The organism is Actinomadura spongiicola (assembly GCF_003432485.1).
GTDB classification, from domain to species: Bacteria; Actinomycetota; Actinomycetes; order Streptosporangiales; family Streptosporangiaceae; genus Spirillospora; species Spirillospora spongiicola.
In genome coordinates, this window is sequence record NZ_QVNQ01000001.1 from 277795 (window position 1) to 296390 (window position 18596).

The 18596-nt window shown below is 70.3% G+C and carries 14 protein-coding genes; 10 read left to right on the plus strand and 4 right to left on the minus strand.

The genetic code is table 11. The features are described 5' to 3' along the window. Nucleotides 1-28: 28 nt before the first annotated feature. Nucleotides 29-1375: an MFS transporter gene (locus tag D0T12_RS01360; RefSeq protein WP_117397392.1), complete on the plus strand. Its 1347-nt coding sequence runs from the start codon at nt 29-31 to the stop codon at nt 1373-1375. A gap of 255 nt (nt 1376-1630) precedes the next feature. Here D0T12_RS01360 and D0T12_RS01365 read toward each other — a convergent pair whose 3' ends face one another. Next, nucleotides 1631-2944, minus strand: coding sequence for an adenosylmethionine--8-amino-7-oxononanoate transaminase (locus D0T12_RS01365; protein WP_199487229.1), 1314 nt, complete (start codon nt 2942-2944; stop codon nt 1631-1633). Continuing rightward, nucleotides 2941-4404 (minus strand): CCA tRNA nucleotidyltransferase, encoded by a 1464-nt coding sequence (locus D0T12_RS01370; RefSeq protein ID WP_117397393.1) that lies wholly within the window; start codon nt 4402-4404, stop codon nt 2941-2943. Before D0T12_RS01370 ends, D0T12_RS01365 begins: the two co-directional genes overlap by 4 nt. 378 nt (nt 4405-4782) lie before the next feature. On the opposite strand from D0T12_RS01370, the gene D0T12_RS01375 reads away from it, so the two are divergent. The 6 genes from D0T12_RS01375 to D0T12_RS01405 all read left to right on the plus strand — a co-directional run bounded on the left by D0T12_RS01375 (nt 4783) and on the right by D0T12_RS01405 (nt 13877). Further along, nucleotides 4783-5316, plus strand: coding sequence for a YbaK/EbsC family protein (locus D0T12_RS01375; RefSeq protein WP_117397394.1), 534 nt, complete (start codon nt 4783-4785; stop codon nt 5314-5316). Between the two features lie 174 nt (nt 5317-5490). After that, nucleotides 5491-7857 carry a DUF6049 family protein gene (locus D0T12_RS01380; RefSeq protein WP_117397395.1) on the plus strand — a complete coding sequence of 789 codons (2367 nt, stop codon included), beginning with the start codon at nt 5491-5493 and terminating at the stop codon, nt 7855-7857. 922 nt (nt 7858-8779) lie between these two features. Beyond that, nucleotides 8780-10393: a murein biosynthesis integral membrane protein MurJ gene (murJ, locus tag D0T12_RS01390; RefSeq protein WP_267900387.1), complete on the plus strand. Its 1614-nt coding sequence runs from the start codon at nt 8780-8782 to the stop codon at nt 10391-10393. A 280-nt stretch (nt 10394-10673) separates the two neighbouring features. Continuing rightward, nucleotides 10674-12317, plus strand: a complete 1644-nt coding sequence (locus D0T12_RS01395) for a protein kinase family protein (protein WP_117397398.1) — start codon at nt 10674-10676, stop codon at nt 12315-12317. Between the two features lie 172 nt (nt 12318-12489). Next, a complete protein-coding gene (gene sigM, locus D0T12_RS01400; protein WP_199487230.1) occupies nt 12490-13113 on the plus strand; it encodes an RNA polymerase sigma factor SigM in 624 nt (207 codons plus the stop codon). Then, complete coding sequence (locus D0T12_RS01405; RefSeq protein WP_117397399.1) at nt 13110-13877, plus strand: anti-sigma factor family protein; 768 nt, start codon at nt 13110-13112, stop codon at nt 13875-13877. The genes sigM and D0T12_RS01405 overlap by 4 nt, the downstream gene beginning before the upstream one ends. A gap of 66 nt (nt 13878-13943) precedes the next feature. On the opposite strand, the gene D0T12_RS01410 is transcribed toward D0T12_RS01405, so the two are convergent. Beyond that, nucleotides 13944-14516, minus strand: a complete 573-nt coding sequence (locus D0T12_RS01410) for a dienelactone hydrolase family protein (RefSeq protein ID WP_117397400.1) — start codon at nt 14514-14516, stop codon at nt 13944-13946. Nucleotides 14517-14953: 437 nt separating this feature from the next. Between D0T12_RS01410 and trxB the strand changes: the two genes are divergently transcribed. Both trxB and trxA read left to right on the plus strand, forming a co-directional pair. Continuing rightward, nucleotides 14954-15907, plus strand: coding sequence for a thioredoxin-disulfide reductase (trxB, locus tag D0T12_RS01415; protein WP_117397401.1), 954 nt, complete (start codon nt 14954-14956; stop codon nt 15905-15907). Between the two features lie 8 nt (nt 15908-15915). Continuing rightward, complete coding sequence (trxA, locus tag D0T12_RS01420) at nt 15916-16230, plus strand: thioredoxin (protein ID WP_117397402.1); 315 nt, start codon at nt 15916-15918, stop codon at nt 16228-16230. 71 nt (nt 16231-16301) lie between these two features. Here trxA and D0T12_RS01425 read toward each other — a convergent pair whose 3' ends face one another. Beyond that, nucleotides 16302-16919: a GNAT family N-acetyltransferase gene (locus D0T12_RS01425; RefSeq protein ID WP_117397403.1), complete on the minus strand. Its 618-nt coding sequence runs from the start codon at nt 16917-16919 to the stop codon at nt 16302-16304. A 402-nt stretch (nt 16920-17321) separates the two neighbouring features. On the opposite strand from D0T12_RS01425, the gene D0T12_RS01430 reads away from it, so the two are divergent. Beyond that, nucleotides 17322-18554, plus strand: a complete 1233-nt coding sequence (locus D0T12_RS01430; protein ID WP_117397404.1) for an aminotransferase-like domain-containing protein — start codon at nt 17322-17324, stop codon at nt 18552-18554. The last annotated feature ends 42 nt before the right edge of the window (nt 18555-18596 follow it).

Consider the following 18596-nt stretch of genomic DNA (forward strand, 5'->3'; position numbering starts at 1 on the left):
CCGTCGCCGGAGCGCATAAAGTGATCAGGTGAAGGCAGCTGAACTGCCGGCGATCCTGCGCGGTCGGGACTTCCGGCGGCTTTACGGGACACGGCTGGCCTCGCAGCTGACCGACGGCGTCTTCCAGGTGGCGCTGGCGGGGTACGTCTTCTTCTCGCCCGAACGGCAGACGACGGCTGCGAAGGCCGCGGCCGCGTTCGCCGTGACGTTGCTGCCGTACTCGGCGCTCGGCCCGTTCGCCGGGGTGTTCATCGACCGGTGGCGGCGGCGGCAGATCCTGGTGTGGACACCCGTGCTGCGGGCCGTCCTCGTCCTGCTCGTCGCGGGGGTGGCGGCGGCCGGGCGGGACGGACCGGCCCTCTTCGTCGGCGTACTCGTCGTCCTCGGCGTGAACCGCTTCTTCCTCGCCGCGCTCTCCGCGGCGCTCCCGCATGTGGTGCGGCGCGACCATCTGGTGACGGCGAACGCGTTCTCGGTGACGTCCGGGACGGTCATCGCGTTCGTCGGCGGCGGCATCGGTTACCTCCTGCGCCGCGTCTTCGGCGCCGGCGACGGCGGCACGGCGCTGATCCTCGTGTCGGCGGCCGGGATGTTCCTCGTCGCCGGAATCATCGCGACGAGACTGCCCCGGCAACTGTTGGGCCCGCACCCGTCCGAGGACGCCGTCGTCCCCGACACCCGCCCGAACGCGCCGCGGATCACGGAGGCCCTGGGCGGCGTCGTGGACGGCCTGGTCGACGGAGCCCGGCACCTCGCGCAGCGACCGCAGGCCGCCCTGGCACTCGGCGCGATCGCGTTCCACCGGTTCCTGTACGGCGTCATCCTGATCATGACGTTGCTGCTGTGCCGCAACCACTTCGCGGACGACCCCGACGCGGGCCTGGAAACGTTCGCGGTCATGCTCGGCCTGACCGGCGCCGGCTACTTCACCGCCGCGCTCATCACTCCGCCGGTGGTGCGGCGGATCAGCAAGCAGGCGTGGGTCTCGTGGCTGCTCACCGCGGCGGCGTTGAGCCTGCTCGGCCTCGGACTGCCGTTCACCGAACGCTCCTGGGCCGCCGCCGGATTCGTCCTGGGTGTCGCGTCGCAGGGCGTGAAACTGTGCGTCGACACGACATTGCAGGAAACCATCGACGACGCCTACCGGGGCCGGGTCTTCGCCGTCTACGACATGCTGTTCAACGCCATGTTCGCCGCCGCGGCGGCAGCCGCCGCGACCTGGCTCCCCTCAGACGGCCGCGCCGAGATCACCCTCCTCGCCGTAACCGCCGCCTACGCCGCAGGCGCCGTCGCCTACCGAACCGCGACCTCCCGCGCCCGGCTGTACTCCTTCAATCCCGCTCAGGGCCACTCGCCTGACGGCTCGCAACCCTGACCGTGATCGGGCGAGCGCGGCTGTGCTGACGAAATCCCGCTCAGGGCCACTCGCCTGACGGCTCGCAACCCTGACCGTGATCGGCGAGCGCGGCTGTGCTGACGAAATCCCGCTCAGGGCCACTCGCCTGACGGCTCGCAACCCTGACCGTGATCGGCGAGCGCGGCATCGCTTCGCGATCTGGTTGAGGAGGCTCGCCTTCGGCGTCGCCTCCTCAACCAGGTAACGCGCTCGCACTGTGGCGGGCGCTCTGGGTCAGAGGGATTCGGCTATGGCGGTGACGGCGGTGGCGATGTGGTGGACTTCGTCGTCCGTGCAGATGTACGGGGGCATGGTGTAGATCAGCTTGCCGAAGGGGCGGAGCCATACCCCGTGCGCCATGGCGATCTCCTGGACGGACGGGACGTCCACCGGTTCGCGCGCCTCGACCACGCCGATCGCGCCCAGTACGCGGACGTCCGCCACCCCGGGCAGGTCCGCGGCGCCGAGCAGCTCGGTGGTCAGGATCGCCTCGATGGTGTCCACCTCGTCCCGCCAGTCGCGGGACATCAGCAGGTCGATGGACGCCGACGCGACCGCCGCCGCCAGCGGGTTGGCCATGTACGTGGGGCCGTGCATGAGGACACCGGCCTCGCCGGAGGTGATGCCGTGGGCGACGCGGTCCGTGCACAGCGTGGCGGCCATGGTCATGTAGCCGCCGGTCATGGCCTTGCCGAGGCACATGATGTCGGGGACGACCTCGGCGTGGTCGCAGCCCCACAGCTCACCCGTCCGGCCGAAGCCGGTGGCGATCTCGTCCAGCACCAGGAGAAGCCCGTGCTCGTCGGCGATGTCGCGAAGCGCGCTCAGGTACTCCGGGGCGTAGAACCGCATGCCGCCGGCGCCCTGCACGATCGGCTCGACGATGATTCCGGCGAGTTCGTCCGCGTGCTCGGCGGCGAGGCGCGACAGCTCGTCCAGGTACCCGGTGTCGGGTTCGGCGGAGTATCCGAGCGGCGGCTGGGGCGCGAACACGTGCTGGCTGAGGACGTCGGTGAACAGGTGATGCATGCCGTTCACCGGGTCGCACACGGCCATGTCACCGAACGTGTCACCGTGGTAGCCGCCGCGGACGGTCAGCAGCCGCCGCCGCTCGGGCCTCCCCTGCGACCGCCAGTACTGCAACGTCATCTTGATCGCGACCTCGACCGCGACGGATCCGGAGTCGGCGAAGAACACCTTCGTCAGGGGCTCCGGCGTGATCTCGACCAGCCGCTCCGCGAGCCGGACGGCGGGCGGGTGGGTGAGCCCGCCGAACATGACGTGCGCCATCTTTCCGAGCTGCCCGGTCACGGCCGCGTTCAGCTTCGGGTGGTTGTAGCCGTGCACGGCCGCCCACCACGACGACATCCCGTCGATCAGCTCGGTGCCGTCGGCGAGCGTCAACCTGACCCCGTCCGCCGACACCACCGGCTGGACGGGAGCGGACGCGGGCATCGGCGAGTACGGATGCCAGACATGCTCACGGTCGAACTCCAGCAGCCGCTCGGTCTCCCGGGGGCTCATCCGACCGAGCTGCAACGGGATCATTCGGCCGCCTCGCCGGGGAGGATGCCCTCCTTGGCGGCCCAGCGGCGTAGTTCGTCCGCGGCCGCGTCCTTGCCGATGACGCCGCGGTCGAGGCGCAGGTCGAGGAGGAAGCGGTACGCCTTCCCGACGAGCGGGCCCGGGGTGATGCCGAGGATCTCCTGGATCTCGTTCCCGTCGATCTCCGGGCGGATGGACGCCAGTTCCTCTTCCTGCGCGAGCCGCTCGATCCGGCGTTCGAGGTCGTCGTAGGTGCGGCGAAGGCGGTCGGCCTTCCGCTTGTTGCGGGTCGTGCAGTCGGCGCGGGTGAGCTTGTGCAGCCGCGACAGCAGCGGGCCCGCGTCCCGGACGTAGCGGCGGACGGCCGAGTCCGTCCATTCGCCGGTGCCGTAACCGTGGAAGCGCAGGTGCAGCTCGACCAGCCGGGACACGTCGGCGATGACGTCCTTCGAGTAGCGCAGCGCCGACAGCCGCTTGTTGGCCATCTTCGCGCCGACGACCTCGTGGTGGTGGAACGACACCCGTCCGCCCGGTTCGAACCGGCGGGTGCGCGGCTTGCCGATGTCGTGCAGGAGCGCCGCGAGCCGCAGGACGAGGTCGGGCCCCTCCTTCTCCTGGGCGATCGCCTGTTCCAGGACGATCAGCGAGTGCTCGTACACGTCCTTGTGCCGGTGGTGCTCGTCGATCTCCAGCCGCAGCTTCGGCAGTTCGGGCAGGACGTACGCGGCGAGGCCCGTGTCGACGAGCAGCGCGAGGCCCTCCCGTGGGTACCGGCCGCAGATCAGTTTTGACAGCTCGTCCCGGACCCGTTCCGCGGAGACGATCTCGATGCGTTCGGCCATGTCCGTCATCGCCTGGACGACGTCCGGCGCGACCGTGAAGCCGAGCTGGGACGCGAACCGGGCGGCGCGCAGCATCCGCAGCGGGTCGTCGTTGAACGAGTCCTCGGGGCGGCCGGGGGTCCGGAGCACCTTGCGTTGCAGGTCGACGAGACCGCCGAACGGGTCGACGAACTCGTGGCCGGGCAGCCGCGCCGCCATCGCGTTCACCGCGAAGTCGCGGCGGCGCAGGTCCTCCACCAGGGACGTCCCGTACGACACGCTGGGCTTGCGGGACTTCGGGTCGTAGGACTCGCTGCGATACGTCGTGATCTCCAGCTCGACGCCGTCCTTGCGGAGGCCGACCGTGCCGAACTCGATGCCGATCGTCCAGTGCGCGTCCGCCCAGCCCCGAATGAGCTCCAGGGTGCGTTCGGGGGGCGCGTCGGTGGTCAGGTCGACGTCCTTGGTCGGACGGCGCAGCAACGCGTCCCGGACGGGGCCGCCGACCAGCGACAGTTCGTGACCGGCCGCCGCGAACCTGACGCCGAGGTCGTCGGCGACGGGCGCGATACGGCGTAGCAGCTCGGCGATCGCGGTGCGCCGCGAGGCCTCCGGGGTCACGTTCTGGTTGGGCACGGCCATCGAGCGTATTTCCTTGGTAGACGGGCTGACAAAAGACTTTCCGGTGATCAGCGGATGCCGCACGGGAGTCCTTGCGGGGCCGAGGCCCGAGGCTCTTCACATGTGACGATCCCCGAGTTACGTTCTGGGCACTGCGGTGAACGCCGGGGCGACCTCCGATGAGCCCCCCGCACGCACAACGGTAGCGGGATCTCGAAGGGCCACGGTCCGCCGCACCTGCGGCGCAGGCGCATCGGGAGGGCTTCACGCACTACACGCGCTGGGTTAAGCCAGACGTCTCGGGCATATGGGGATATTCCACGACTTGTGGAGCACGGGGTGTCGGGACAACTCAGGTCCGGGGGTGAGCGGGAGGAACCCCCGCGGGATGGAGCCAACATGAAGGACGCCCTCGCCATCCACCGCGCGCTGCTCGAACTGGAGGCGCTGCACGAGATCGTGCGACTTCCCGTCGCGCTGGTTCACGCCGACGAGCTCCCCAAGGCGCTCGGCCTACCCGCCGACCGTTGCCTGGTGACACGCGTCTACGCCTGCGACGGTCGGGACAGGGCGTTCCTGACCGGAGTGATCGTCCCGGCGGGCGAACGACCGTCCACGGACGCGGTGCGACGGGTTGTCGGCGCCGACGCCGTCCACCCGGCCCGCGCCGACGTCGTCAACGCCGTCACCGAATACGCGGCCGGACTCGTCTGCCCTCTCCTCCTGCCGGACGACATGCCGCTCCTCATCGACCAGCGCTTGGTGGACGGTCACCCAGCGGACAAGGTCGTCTACACGGCCACCGGCGAGGCGTCGACGGCACTCGGCATTCGAGGGCGCACCCTGTACGGGCTCTGTCACGCGGAACCGTCCGTTCTCTTCCGTGGCTCGTCCCTCGCCACACGAACCGAACCACGACACACGGTCGTCTGAACTCACCGGGATCACAGTGGGGCGGCGGTCGAGCGATACCGATCCATGCCACAGGTGGACCGGACGGTCTGACAGAGCCCCGCGGCGGACTACCATCGGGGCCGTGGTGGGGGACATCGACGCCCGCCGTTCCGGGGCGGGCACGGCCTCGGGCGGCTGCCGGTCGGATACGGCGTGAGGAGGGTCAGGCGCGCGGTCGCGCTGGCCGCCCTGCTGTCCTGCCTCGCCATGGCGGCACCCGCGACTCTGGCCGCCCCCGCCGCCGCGAAGACCGCGCAGGCTCCGGCGCAGGCGCGGGAGCGCACGCCCGTGGGGCTCGCGCTCACCAGGCTCACTCCGAAACCCGTCCGCGAGAACTCCCGGATCGAGATCGCCGGGCTGGCCAGGAACCGGACGGACGAACAGCTCCCCGGCCTCACCCTCCGGCTGCGCTACAGCGCGCAACCCGTCACCAGCCGCAGCCAGCTCGACCAGCTCGCGTCCGGCCAACCAGGCCAGCTGCCCAACATCGGTCCGCAACAGCAACTCCCCGGCGCGAAGGACCCCGGCGCGGAGCAGCGTTGGACGTTCAGGACCAGCACCCAGGCCCTGCGGCTGCGACCTCCGGGAGGCGCGCCCGGCGTCTACCCGGTCGGCGTGGAGGTACTCAACTCCGCGCAACAGGTCGTCGGCGGCATGACGACCTTCCTGACGTTCATGCCGAAGAACAACCTCTCCAAACCGGTGACGGTCGGTTGGGTCTGGCCGCTGATCGACCGCATGCACCGCACCAGCGACCAGACCTTCTTCGACGACCAGCTCACCAAGGACATGTCGCCGGGCGGGCGACTCTCGAAGCTCGTCCGCGCGGCCGGCGCGAGCGACACGCCGATCACGTGGGCGATCGACCCGGCGCTCCTGGACGACGTTCGGACGATGGCGTCCGGCGACTACAGCGTGAAGCCGTTCAACGGAAAACGCACCGGTAGGGAGAAGAGCACGGTCGCGTCGTCCTGGCTGGCGGCGCTGAACACCGCGTCCAAGGACGACCCCTACTTCACCGTCCCGTACGGCGACCCCGACGTCGTCGCCCTCGTCCGGCACAAGATGTGGGGCGACATCTCCGACGCGTTCGCCGAGAAGAACACCGACGTCGCGACGAAGGCGCTCGGACGGGCACCGGACGTGCGTGTCGCGTGGCCGCCCTACGGCATGGCGGGCGGCGGAACGCTCGGACAACTCGCCCAGCACGCCCTCAAGGACGGCGGGACGTTCCTGATGAGCAGCTCGCAGTTCCAGAACCCGCAGACGGGGGAGATGCCGAACGCCACCACGACCGTCCAGACGAACGCGGGCCGGAAGACGGCGCTCGTCTACGACGAGAAGCTCAGCCGGATCGTCAGCAAGGGAACGAAGTCCGCCGCCGGGGCGGCACTGGCCGAGCAGCGGTTCCTCGCCGAGACGGCGATGATCGCGGCGGAGACGCCGAGCCTGTCGCGGACCGTCGTCGTCGCGCCCGACCGGCAGTGGGACCCGGCACCGGGCTTCGCCGAACGGCTGCTGTCCTACACCAAGGACGCGCCCTGGCTGCGGGAACAGCCGCTGAGCAGGATCGCGTCCGTGAAACCGCAGGACAGGGTCCTCCAGATCTACGACGACGACAACGAGGCCCTGGAGCTCAGCGACGCGCACCTGGAACAGACGCGCGACATCGCCCGGGACGCCGCCGCTTTCCGGGCGGTCATGGTCGGCGACATCGTGATCTCGTACGAGCGGGCCGTCCTGCGCATGGAGTCGGTGTCGTGGCGGACGGGCCCCGGCCGCGCCAAGGTCGCCCGCAGGGCCCTCGCGGCGGAACTCGACGAGCACATGGAAGGCGTCCGCATCGTCACCACCAAGAACAAACGGGTGTTGATGGGCGGCAGCACGGGCAAACTGCCGGTGCTCGTGGAGAACACGCTGAAGAACCAGTCCGTGAAGGTCCGCCTCGTCGCGAAGTCGGAGAACAAGGCGAAGCTGCGGCTCGGGCAACTCGACCCCGAGGACGCGGTGATCGAACTGCGCCCCGGGGAACGGGCCCAGCGTTGGATTCCGGCGAAGGCCGCCGGGAACGGCAACTTCGAGGTGGACCTCACGCTGGTGATCCCGAACTCGGGCGGCCGGACGTTCGGAAGCGGTGAGACCATCATCGTCCGGACCACCGGATACGGACGTATCGCCCTGCTCATCACCGGTGGCGGACTTGCCGTACTCTTCGTGGGCGTCGGAGTGCGGGCCATCAGAGCAAGGCGCCGCCGGAAATCGGAGGCAGCCGGTGACGGGTCGATCGGATCGGGATCGGCAGGGACGACGGGACAAGGAAACGGGTACCCCGGACCCGGATTCCCAGGGTCCGGGCTATCCGCCGCCGAATTCCCCGGAACACCCGGGACAGGGCTCCCCGACGCAGGGCCCGCCCCCGCCTCCGGACCAGAGCGCTTCCCCGGGACCGGGCTACCCCACGCAGAGCGACCCTCGGGGCCCGGGGTATCCGGCGCAGGGCAGCCCGACGGGCCCGGCTGACCCGCCCGGACGCCGCCCGTCCCACGCACGTCCGCCGCAGGGCCAGGGCTACCCGACACCAGGCCACCCCCCGGCACAGGGCCCACGGCACCAGGGCTCCCCATACCAGGGACCACCTCAAGGCCCGCGCCAAGGCCCACCACCTCAGGGCCCGGCACCCCAAAGGCCGCCCCAACACGGACGACCTCCCTACGGCCGACCGCCCCAAGGTCCCGGACCCCAAGGGCAAGCCCCCCAAGGACCAGCACCTCAAGGGCAGGCCCCCCGCGGGCAAACCCCTCAGGGACCGGCACCCCAAGGACCTACACCTCAGGGACCGGCCCCTCAAGGGCAAACCCCTCAAGGACCAGCGCCCCAGGGGCCAGCCCCCCACGGACCGCCGCCTCAGGGATCGGCACCTCAGAGACCGGCGCCCTATGGACCGGCGTCTCAAGGGAACGTCCCTCACGGCTGGGCGCCCCAGGGACCGGCACCTCGCGGACCAGCGCCCCAGGGGCCGGCGCCTCAAGGGCACGTGCCTCAAGGTCCTGCACCCCACGGACCGGCACCCCAAGGGCAGGCCCCCCGAGGGCAAGCGCCTCAAGGACCGGCACCCCAAGGACCAACACCTCAGGGACCGGCGTCCCAAGGAGCGGCACGTCAGGGGCACCACCCGCACCTCCCTCAAGGACAGGCGCCTCAGGGGCAGTCGTCGCCCGGGGAGCCGTTCTCCGGATATCCAGAGCGGGGGCCGCGACACCGGAGGCAGGCGCCGCCGAACCCGGCGACGCGCCCGGGGCCCCCGCCGATTCCGGGCGCGGGAAACCTCGCGGCCGAGACGGCGATCGACATCCCCACCGCGGGTGGTAGGGCCCCCATCGGGGAGACCGTCGTCGACGCCGCCCCCGGCGATGGTGAGAAGGGCGGCGGGTCCGGTGGGGTCCTGCGCTCCGGCGCGATCATGGCGATCGGCACGCTCGCGTCCCGTGTCACCGGCTTCCTGCGTACCGCGGTCATCGTCGCCGCGCTCGGTACCGGGCTGCTCGCCAACGCCTACAACACCGCCAACACGATCCCGAACCAGATCTACGACCTGCTGCTCGGCGGCATCCTGACGAGCGTCGTCGTGCCGATCCTGGTCCGGGCCAAGGAACGCGACCGCGCCTATGGCGAACGGTACGAGCAGCGCGTCTTCACGCTCGCGGTGCTCGGCCTCGGGGTGCTCACGGTCGTCTCGGTCCTGTGCGCGCCGCTGTTCATCGACGTCCTCGCGGGCAGCTACACCGGTGACCAGCGCAGGGTCGCCGTCCTGTTCGCGCAGTTCTTCCTGCCGCAGATCTTCTTCTACGGCGTCGGCGCGTTCGCGGGGGCCATCCTCAACACGCGCGGGAGTTTCGGTGCGCCGATGTGGGCGCCGGTGCTCAACAACATCGTGGTGATCGCGGTCGGCGGCGCGTTCCTGGCGGTCACGACGGGACGGGTCGATCCGTCCTCGATCTCCGACGGTCAGATGATGCTGCTGTCCCTCGGCACCACCGGCGGGATCGTCCTGCAGACGATCGCGTTGTGGCCGTCGCTGCGCCGGGTCGGGTTCCGGTGGCGGCCCCGGCTGGACTTCCAGCGCGGCGAGATCGGCGAGGTCGCGCGGATGGCCGGGTGGACGCTGGTGTACGTCCTCGCGACCCAGGCCGGGCTCGCCGTCGTCACCGCCCTCACGAACCGGGCCGGGAAACTCGCCACCGTCCAGGGGTTCGGCGAAGGGTACGGGTACACGCCGTACTTCAACGCCTACCAGCTGTTCCAGCTCCCCTACGCGATCGTCGGCGTCTCGGTGATCACCGCGCTGCTGCCGCGGATGAGCCGGTTCGCGGCCGAGGGGAAGACCGCGGACGTGCGCGCCGCGTTCTCCAGCGGGCTCCGGCTCTCCTCAGTGATCATCATGCCCGCGGCGGCGCTGATGCTGGTGCTCGGGCCCGAGATCACCACGGTGCTGTTCGCGCACGGCAACACGACGTCCGACGACGCCCTGGTCATCGCCCGCGTCATGCAGATGTTCGCGATCGCGCTCGTGCCGTTCTCCACGTACCAGCTGATGCTGCGGGTCTTCTACGCGCACGGCGACACCCGGACGCCCGCGCTGATCGGCCTCGTCGCCGTCTCGTGCAACATCGTCATGGCGTTCGCCGCGTACAACGTCCTGGACGTCAAGTGGATCGTGGTCGGCATCGCGGGCGGATTCGCGGTCACCAACACGGTCGGCGCCCTCACCTGCTGGCTGGTGCTGCGCCGCAAACTCGGCGGCATCGACGGGCGCCGCATCGTCGGCGGACATCTGAAGCTGCTGGTCGCGCTCTGGCCGCTGATCGGTCTCGCGTACGCCGCCCGCACCGTCGCGGACGCCCTCGGCGACACCGGGTCGCTCCTCACGGCGCTCGTCACCCTGGTCGTCGGCTCCGCGGGCGGCGGCCTGCTGTACGTGGTCTTCGCCAAGCTGCTGCGGGTGGAGGAGATCCAGTCGACGATCGCCATGTTCGCCCGCCGCCTCCCGGGACGCTGACCGGCGGCTCCGCGGGCCGACCCACCGACCCTCTAGGTGTTTTGTCCCGCTTGCCCGAAATCGCACGGTGACCCGGCCGGACGTCGGAAAGCCGGGCAAAGGAAAGACGCAAAGTAAAAAGGACGCGCGGCGATAAGGCGGCCACTCGGACGAGTAGCCACTACCATGTGGGGGACTACGGCTTGCGGGGCGACACCCTGGGGAACGCAAAGAGGAGGGTCGGAGGCGTAAGCTGCCACGCCACGAACATGGGATCTGACCACCTGTGCAGGACGTTGCCGTGAGCACGTCAGTCATCGAGCCCGGTACCCGTCTCGCCGGCCGCTACCGTCTCGAGGAACGCATCCGCGACTCCGGCGGATCATCCCTCTGGAAGGCCATCGACGAGATCCTCGCGCGGGCCGTCGCCGTCCGCACCTTCGATCCCGAAAATCCCAGGATCGCCGACGTCGTCACGTCCGCCCGCGCGGCGAGCCGGCTGACCGACCCGCGCCTCACCCAGGTGTTCGACGCCGACGACAGCGGCGAGAGCGCCTATGTCGTCAGCGAATGGGTCGTCGGCGAGACCCTGGAGGTCATGCTCGGCAAGGCGCCGCTCGAACCCGGACGCGCCGCGACGCTGCTGTACGAGGCGGCCGAGGCGATCGCCGCCGCGCACGCCGCGGGCCTGTCGCATCTGTGTCTCACGCCCCGCGACCTGGTCTGGACGACGGGCGGCACCGTCAAGATCCTCGGTATCGCGACCGACGCCGTCCTCGGCGACCGGCACTCCGACGACCCCGCGGGCGACGACGTCCGCGGCCTCGGCCGGATGCTGTACGCCGCGCTCACCGCGCACTGGCCCGGCGACGACGACCGGTCCGACCTGCCCGCCGCGCCCGCCACCGACGGCGTTCCGCACGCGCCCCGCCAGGTCCAGGCCGGAATCTCACACGCGATCGACGCGATCGTCTGCCGCTGCCTCGGCATCGGACCGGGCGAACCGCTCGCCACCCCCGCCGACCTGGCCAAGGCCCTGCGCGGCGTGCCCCGCACCCCGCTGCCACTGTTCGCGGGGCTCGGCCACCCCCAGCCGCCGACCCCGCGTCCCGCGCCACCGGCCGGACGGCCCAACGCGCCGCACCCGCCGTCCCACCGCCGCGGTGCCGCGCCCGCCCCCAGAACCTCGCACCATCATCAGCCCGCCCCGCCCCCCGAGACGACGGTCTCGTCGCACGTCCCGCCGCCACGGACCCGCAACCGGCCCGAACCTCCGCCCCCGGCGTCGGCGGCCACCCGCCCCGCTCGCGCCGCGCACGGCGCCCCGCGCCGCTTCGGCAACCGCGCCCTCCTCGGCGTCGCGGCGGCCGCGCTCACCGTCATCGTCGGCCTCGGCGCCTGGGCCCTCATGGGCGGCGACTCCGAGAACGACCCCGGCACCACCGGCGTCGCCGACCCGAAGAGATCCAGCGCGCCTCCCACCCCCTCCGCCACCGAACTCGACATCCAGAGCGCGGCGGGCATCGACCCCGTCGGCCAGGACGGCGGGAAGGGCCCGGAGAAGGGGCGGCTCGCCATCGACGGCAAGGACGGCACCGTCTGGCGAAGCTCCTACTACACGTCACCGGAGTTCGGAAACCTCAAGGAGGGTGTCGGGCTGCTGCTCGACATGGGCCGGCCGGTCACGATCAAGGAGGTCAAGGCCCGGCTCCCCGAATCCGCCGGAGCCACGATCCAGCTGAAGGTCGGCAACTCGTCCGATCCGAGCGCGATGCAGAAGGTCCAGACGATCACCACGTCCCGGTCCGGTTCCACGTCGGTCAAGTTCCCCAGCCCGCGAACCGCGCAGTACGTGCTGCTGTGGTTCACCAAGCTTTCCAACGGTTCGGACGGGCAACTGCGCGCCGAGGTCAGCGAGGTCACCGTCCTCGGTTCGCGTAACTGATCCGCCTCCACTCACCGGAACTCACGGCTGTGACGTGGGGCGGCGCTTGTCTGTATCGTGCCTGTGAGCAGATTGTCCCTTCGCCCCCCCAGGAACCTGTGGTGCCAACCCCAGCAGCCGGTCGTGGACGTCCGGCGCCTTCCGGGCGTCCCGAACGAGAAAGCGGTCGCTCATGACGTCGGTGAGCATGCGTCGCGTCGACGAGGTGCCCGACAAGGAGCTCCTCGCCCGTCACGCCCAGGGGGACCCGCACGCCTTCGCCGAACTCGTCCACCGGCACCGCGACCGCATGTGGGCCGTCGCGCTGCGCACCCTGGGCGACCCCGAGGAGGCCGCGGACGCGCTCCAGGACGCCTGCCTTTCCGCGTTCCGCGCCGCCGGCCGGTTCCGTGGCGACGCCGCCGTCACCACATGGTTGCACCGCATCGTGGTGAACGCCTGTCTGGACCGCATCAGGCGCAAGTCCGTCCGCCCGGCGACACCGATGGGCGACGACGCCGCCTTCGACTCCGTCGCGCCGAAGATGCCCGACCCGACCGACGCGCACGGCGTCTCCCTCGACGTCCACACCGCGCTCGGGCAGCTCCCCTTCGAGCAGCGCGCCGCCCTCGTCCTCGTCGACATGATGGGCTATTCCGTCGACGACGCCGCGCAGGTCATGGAAGTCCCACCCGGAACGATCAAGAGCCGTTGCGCGCGGGGACGCGCCAGGCTGGCCCCCCTTCTCCACCACCACCGGAACCGACGGGAACGCAAAAACGTCGGAGGTGTGGAAGGAGGTGGCATGCCCAAGTGAACCCCGCACATCTCGACTACGACGTCTTGGCCGACCTGGCCGAGGGACTACTCGAAGACGACGAAGCCGCCTCCGTCAACGCGCACCTCGACACCTGCGCCGAATGCCGTGACCTGTCCGCCGACCTTGCGGACGTGTCCCGGCTCCTGGCGGAGGCACCCGCGCCGTCCATGCCCGCCGAACTGGCCGAACGCATCGACACCGCCATCGCGGCGGAGTCGCTGAACTCTGCCACCGTGGTGAGCCTGGAGCAGCGGCGCGGAAGGCGGCATTGGCGGATACTGTCGGCCGCCGCCGCGGCCGTGGTCGTGCTAGGCGGCGGAGCGGCGGTCGGAAAGATCGCCATGGACGACACCGGCGGCGACAGCACCCGGGCGGCGACCCCGCCGCAGGACAAGGCGCACCCCAGCATCGCCGGGGAGCGCGGCACGGCCCCGAAGGCGGAGCCGGCGACCGCGTTCGCGGTCACCCACAGCCGCACCCACTACCGGGCCGGGACGCTCGCCGAGCAGGCCGCCCAGGTCATGTCCGGCAACCGGGAACTGCGCGCCGCCGACGCGCCGGACACCCGTCTCCGCGGCTGCGTCCTCGGCATCGTCCGGGACCAGAAGCCCGTTCTCGTCGACCGGGCCGAGTACGAGGGCAACCCGGCGACCGTGATCGCCGTGCCCGGTGACCGGCCCGGAAAACTGCACCTGTGGGTCGTCGGCCCCGACTGCTCGGCCCAGAACCAGCACGTTCTCCACACGGTGAAGAACGGCTGACCACCCGCCTCGAAGGCCCCTGGACGGCGGCGAGCGACATGCCCACCACCGTCCAGGGGTTTTGCGTTACAGAGACGCCAGGAAGTCCTGCGCGATCGCCCAGGCCCGTTCGGCGGACTCGGCGTCGTAGTCGGGCAGGTCCGGGTCGGTGAACAGGTGCCCGGCGCCCCGGTACTGGAAGACCTCCACGTCCGCGCCCGCCTTCCGCATCCGCAGATACCAGGCGTTCAGCCAGTCGACGGGCTCCCACGTGTCCGGGTCGGCGACGTGCAGTTGCACCGGTATGTCGGTGGACGCGTCGTCCGCCATGTCGGACGTCCCGTGCATCAGCAGCAGCCCGCCCGCCTTCGCATCGGCGAACGCGAGGTTCTGGGCGAGCGCGCCACCGAGGGAGAACCCCGCGTAGACGAGGCCGCCGTCGTCCACCAGCGGCGCGGCCGCGGCGATCGCGCGGCGCAGCAGCTCGTCCCGTCCGATCTCCTCCTTGATCTCGATGCCCTCCTCGGCCGTGTCGACGACCCGACCGTCGTACAGGTCGGGGACGTGCACCTCATGCCCCGCCGCGCGCAGCCTGTCCGCCGCCTGCCGCACCGCGGGACGCAGCCCGTACATCGAGTGAAGAAGCAGAACCCGTGCCATACCCCCACCCTAGAAGCCCCCCACGAACGCGCCCCAAGACGCCCCGCCTCCAACCGACCGGGGAACGGTCGCAGCGACCCACCGGACCGGTGCGCCCCCGAGAAACGTGCGGCGTGCAGCGCGGGCGTCCCGTCCACCACACGGTGAGCTTTGGATGTCCGCGTTCCCGGTCCGCCACTTGCAGTGTTCGAGGTCGTCGACATCACCGGGCTGATCGAGCCGGCGACGCCGTAGGCAGCCTCTCGAACAGGTCGCGAAGCGGCGCAGCGCTCGCACATTACGCGCAGGGCTGCGAGCGGCCTTGTACAGGTTTCAGTGAACACGGTCGCCGGGCGGGCGTGCCTGAGCGGGAGCGAATAAATACAGCCTAGGATCTGTTGACGCGACTGGCAGGCCGGGTCGCGCGGCACCGGCGGCCATGGAGGAGAGGCAGAACTGTGAGCGACGTCCGCAACGTCATCATCATCGGCTCGGGCCCCGCCGGCTACACGGCCGCCGTCTACGCGGCCCGCGGCGACCTGAAACCGCTGGTGTTCGAAGGCTCGGTCACGGCCGGCGGTGCGCTGATGAACACCACCGACGTGGAGAACTTTCCCGGCTTCCCGGACGGGATCATGGGCCCCGATCTGATGGACAACCTGCGCAAGCAGGCCGAACGGTTCGGCGCCGAGCTCGTCACCGACGACGTCACCGAGGTGGACCTCACCGTCGACCCGAAGGTCGTCAAGGTCGGCGACGAGACCCACCTCGCCAAGACCGTGATCGTCGCGACCGGGTCCGGGTACCGCGAGCTGGGCCTGCCGGACGAGAAGCGCCTCTCGGGACGTGGCGTGTCGTGGTGCGCGACCTGCGACGGCTTCTTCTTCCGCGAGCAGGACATCGCGGTCGTCGGCGGCGGCGACACCGCGATGGAGGAGGCGATCTTCCTCACCAAGTTCGCCCGCTCCGTCACCGTGATCCACCGCCGCGACCAGCTCCGCGCCTCGAAGATCATGCAGGACCGGGCGTTCGCCAACGAGAAGATCAAGTTCCTGTGGGACAGCGAGGTCACCGCCATCCACGGCGAGGACCGCGTCACCGGTGTCACCGTCCGCAACACCAAGAGCGGCGAGCAGTCCGCGCTGGAGATCACCGGACTGTTCATCGCGATCGGCCACGATCCGCGCAGCGAGCTGTTCGCGGGCCAGTTGGAGACCGACACCGACGGTTACCTGCTCGTGGACGCGCCGTCGACGAGGACGAAGCTGCCCGGCGTGTTCGCCTGCGGGGACGTGGTGGACCACATCTACCGTCAGGCCATCACCGCCGCCGGCACCGGCTGCGCGGCCGCCATCGACGCCGAACGGTGGCTGCAGGACCGGGACGCCGCGGAGACCGTGCCCCAGGCATAAGGAGAACGATGAAAGCGGTGACCGACGCGGACTTCGCGTCCAAGGTGTTGGCCAGCGACAAGCCCGTCCTGGTCGACTTCTGGGCCGAGTGGTGCCCCCCGTGCCGGATGGTGGCGCCGATCCTGGAGGAGATCTCCAAGGAGCACGGCGACAAGATCGAGATCGTCAAGCTCGACATCGATCACAACCCGAAGGTGCCGCAGGAGTACGGCGTCATCCAGATCCCGACGATGAACATCTACCGGAACGGTGAGGTCGTCAAGCAGATCATGGGCGCGAAGCCGAAGGCGGCCCTGCTCCGCGAACTGGCCGAGTTCATCTGACCGTCCACAGCCGTGTGGCCCGCACTCCGTTCGAGAGTGCGGGCCACACGTGCAAAGCGCCTCAGAACATCTCAGACGGGCCGTAGCGCCCCTTCCGGAGTCATGGACCCCAGAAGTCGTTCCAGGGCCACCTCGACATCCTCACGCCACGACAGCGCCGACTTCAGCTCCAGCCGCAGCCGCGGATACCGGTGATGCGGGCGGACGGTCTTGAACCCGACCGACAGCAGATAGTCGGCGGGCACCATGCACCCGCCCTCCTCGCCCTTCAGATCACCGAACGCCTCGATCGCCTTCACCGCGCGCCGGGTCAGGTCCTTCGCGACGCCCTGGACGAGCATGCGCCCGAGCCCGCCGCCCGCGAACTCCGGCAGGATGTGCGCGGTCATCAGCAGCACCGCGTCCGCGCTCACCGGACTCGTCGGAAACGCCACCGACCGCGGCACGTACAGGGGCGGCGCGTACATCACGAAACCCGCCGGAACGTTGTCAACGTAGACGATCTTGCCGCAGCTGCCCCACTCCAGCAGGGTCGAGGAGATCCACGCCTCCTTCTCCAGGCCCGAGTCACCGCTGTCCAGCGCGCGGTCCCGGCTCACCGGATCCAGTTCCCAGAACACGCAACCGCGGCAGCGATGCGGCAGATCACTCAGATTGTCCAGCGTGATGTTGACGAGACGACGCGACACCGGGACGGCACCCCCTGTTGCGATCCTCGTCCGCCGGCCTGACGGAACGCCTCTTCGCTGAAGCTCCCGGACTTTTCCGGGATCCTCGGGCATCGTATCGGACGGCGCCCCACACCCCCGTCACCAGCGGCACCACCTCCCCGCAAAGAACGCGTTTCCCAACGAGATGGACGCCCCATGATGGGCGCGAAGTCAGCCGGTACTGGCCGGAAATGGGTGAAGTGCCCGCATGCGAGCTCGTCCGGAAGACACTTCTGCCGCCGGCCGTCCGGGGGGTCACCGAGGTGCAGGACGTTCGATGCCGTAGTTTGCAGGAAGGCCAGTTCATTTCGGAGGTGCCTCGTGGAACAGCACTCGCGTACGGATGCCTACACCGATCGCTATGCCGCCCGTGCCGCCGGCATGGTGCCTTCGGAGATCCGGGCTCTGTTCGCGATGGTGGCCCGTCCCGAGATCGTCTCCCTCGCGGGCGGCGCGCCGTACGTCTCCGCGCTGCCCCTCGACGCCGTCGGTCAGATGATCGGCGACCTCGTCGCGGGCAAGGGCGCCGAGGTGCTGCAGTACGGCTCCGCGCAGGGCGACGAACGACTCCGCGAGCACATCTGCGACGTGATGGCGCTCGAAGGCGTCCAGGCGTCCGCGGACGACATCGTCGTCACGGTCGGCGCCCAGCAGGCGCTCGACCTCATCACCAAGATCTTCGTGGATCCGGGCGATGTCGTCCTCGCCGAGGCCCCCTCCTACGTCGGCGCGCTGGGGACGTTCGCCGCGTATCAGGCCGATGTCGTCCATGTCCCGCTCGACGAGGCGGGCCTCATTCCCACCGCCCTCCGCGAAACCCTGGCTCGGCTCCGGGCGGCCGGCCGCCGGGTGAAGTTCCTCTACACCGTCCCGACGTTCCAGAACCCCGCGGGCGTCACCCTCACCACCGCCCGCCGCGCCCAGATTCTGGAGATCTGCGCCGAATACGACGTGCTCGTCGTCGAGGACAACCCCTACGGGCTCCTCGGCTTCGAGGACGATCCCATCCGCGCCCTCCGCGCCGACGACTCCGAACGCGTCATCTACCTCGGTTCCTTCTCCAAGACGATCGCGTCCGGGCTCCGGGTGGGATGGGTGCTCGCCCCGCACGCGGTCCGGGCGAAGCTCGTCCTGGCCGCCGAGTCCGCGATCCTCTGCCCGTCGAACTTCTCTCAGCTGGCCGTCCGCGAGTATCTCGCCACCCAGCCATGGCGCGAGCAGATCAAGGATTTCCGGGAGCTCTACCGGACCCGCCGCGACGCGATGCTCGAATCCCTGGAGCAGCTCATGCCGGACGGCTGCACCTGGACACGTCCCGCGGGCGGGTTCTTCGTCTGGCTGACCCTCCCCGAGGGCCTCGACGCCAAGGCGATGGCCCCACGCGCCATCGCCGAGCGCGTGGCGTACGTCCCGGGCACCGGTTTCTACGCCGACGGGTCCGGCCATCGGCATATGCGCCTGTCCTACTGCTTCCCGGAACCCCACCGGATCCGGGAGGGCGTCCGCCGCCTCGCCGCGGTGGTGGAACAGGAGATCCGCCTCCGGGACATGTTCGGTGGAACCGCCGCGGACGCCTCCACCGGCTTCCAGGCTCCCGGACCGGACATCATCTGAATGTTTCACGTGAAACGCGTCGCCTCGGCGCGATCGCGTCGC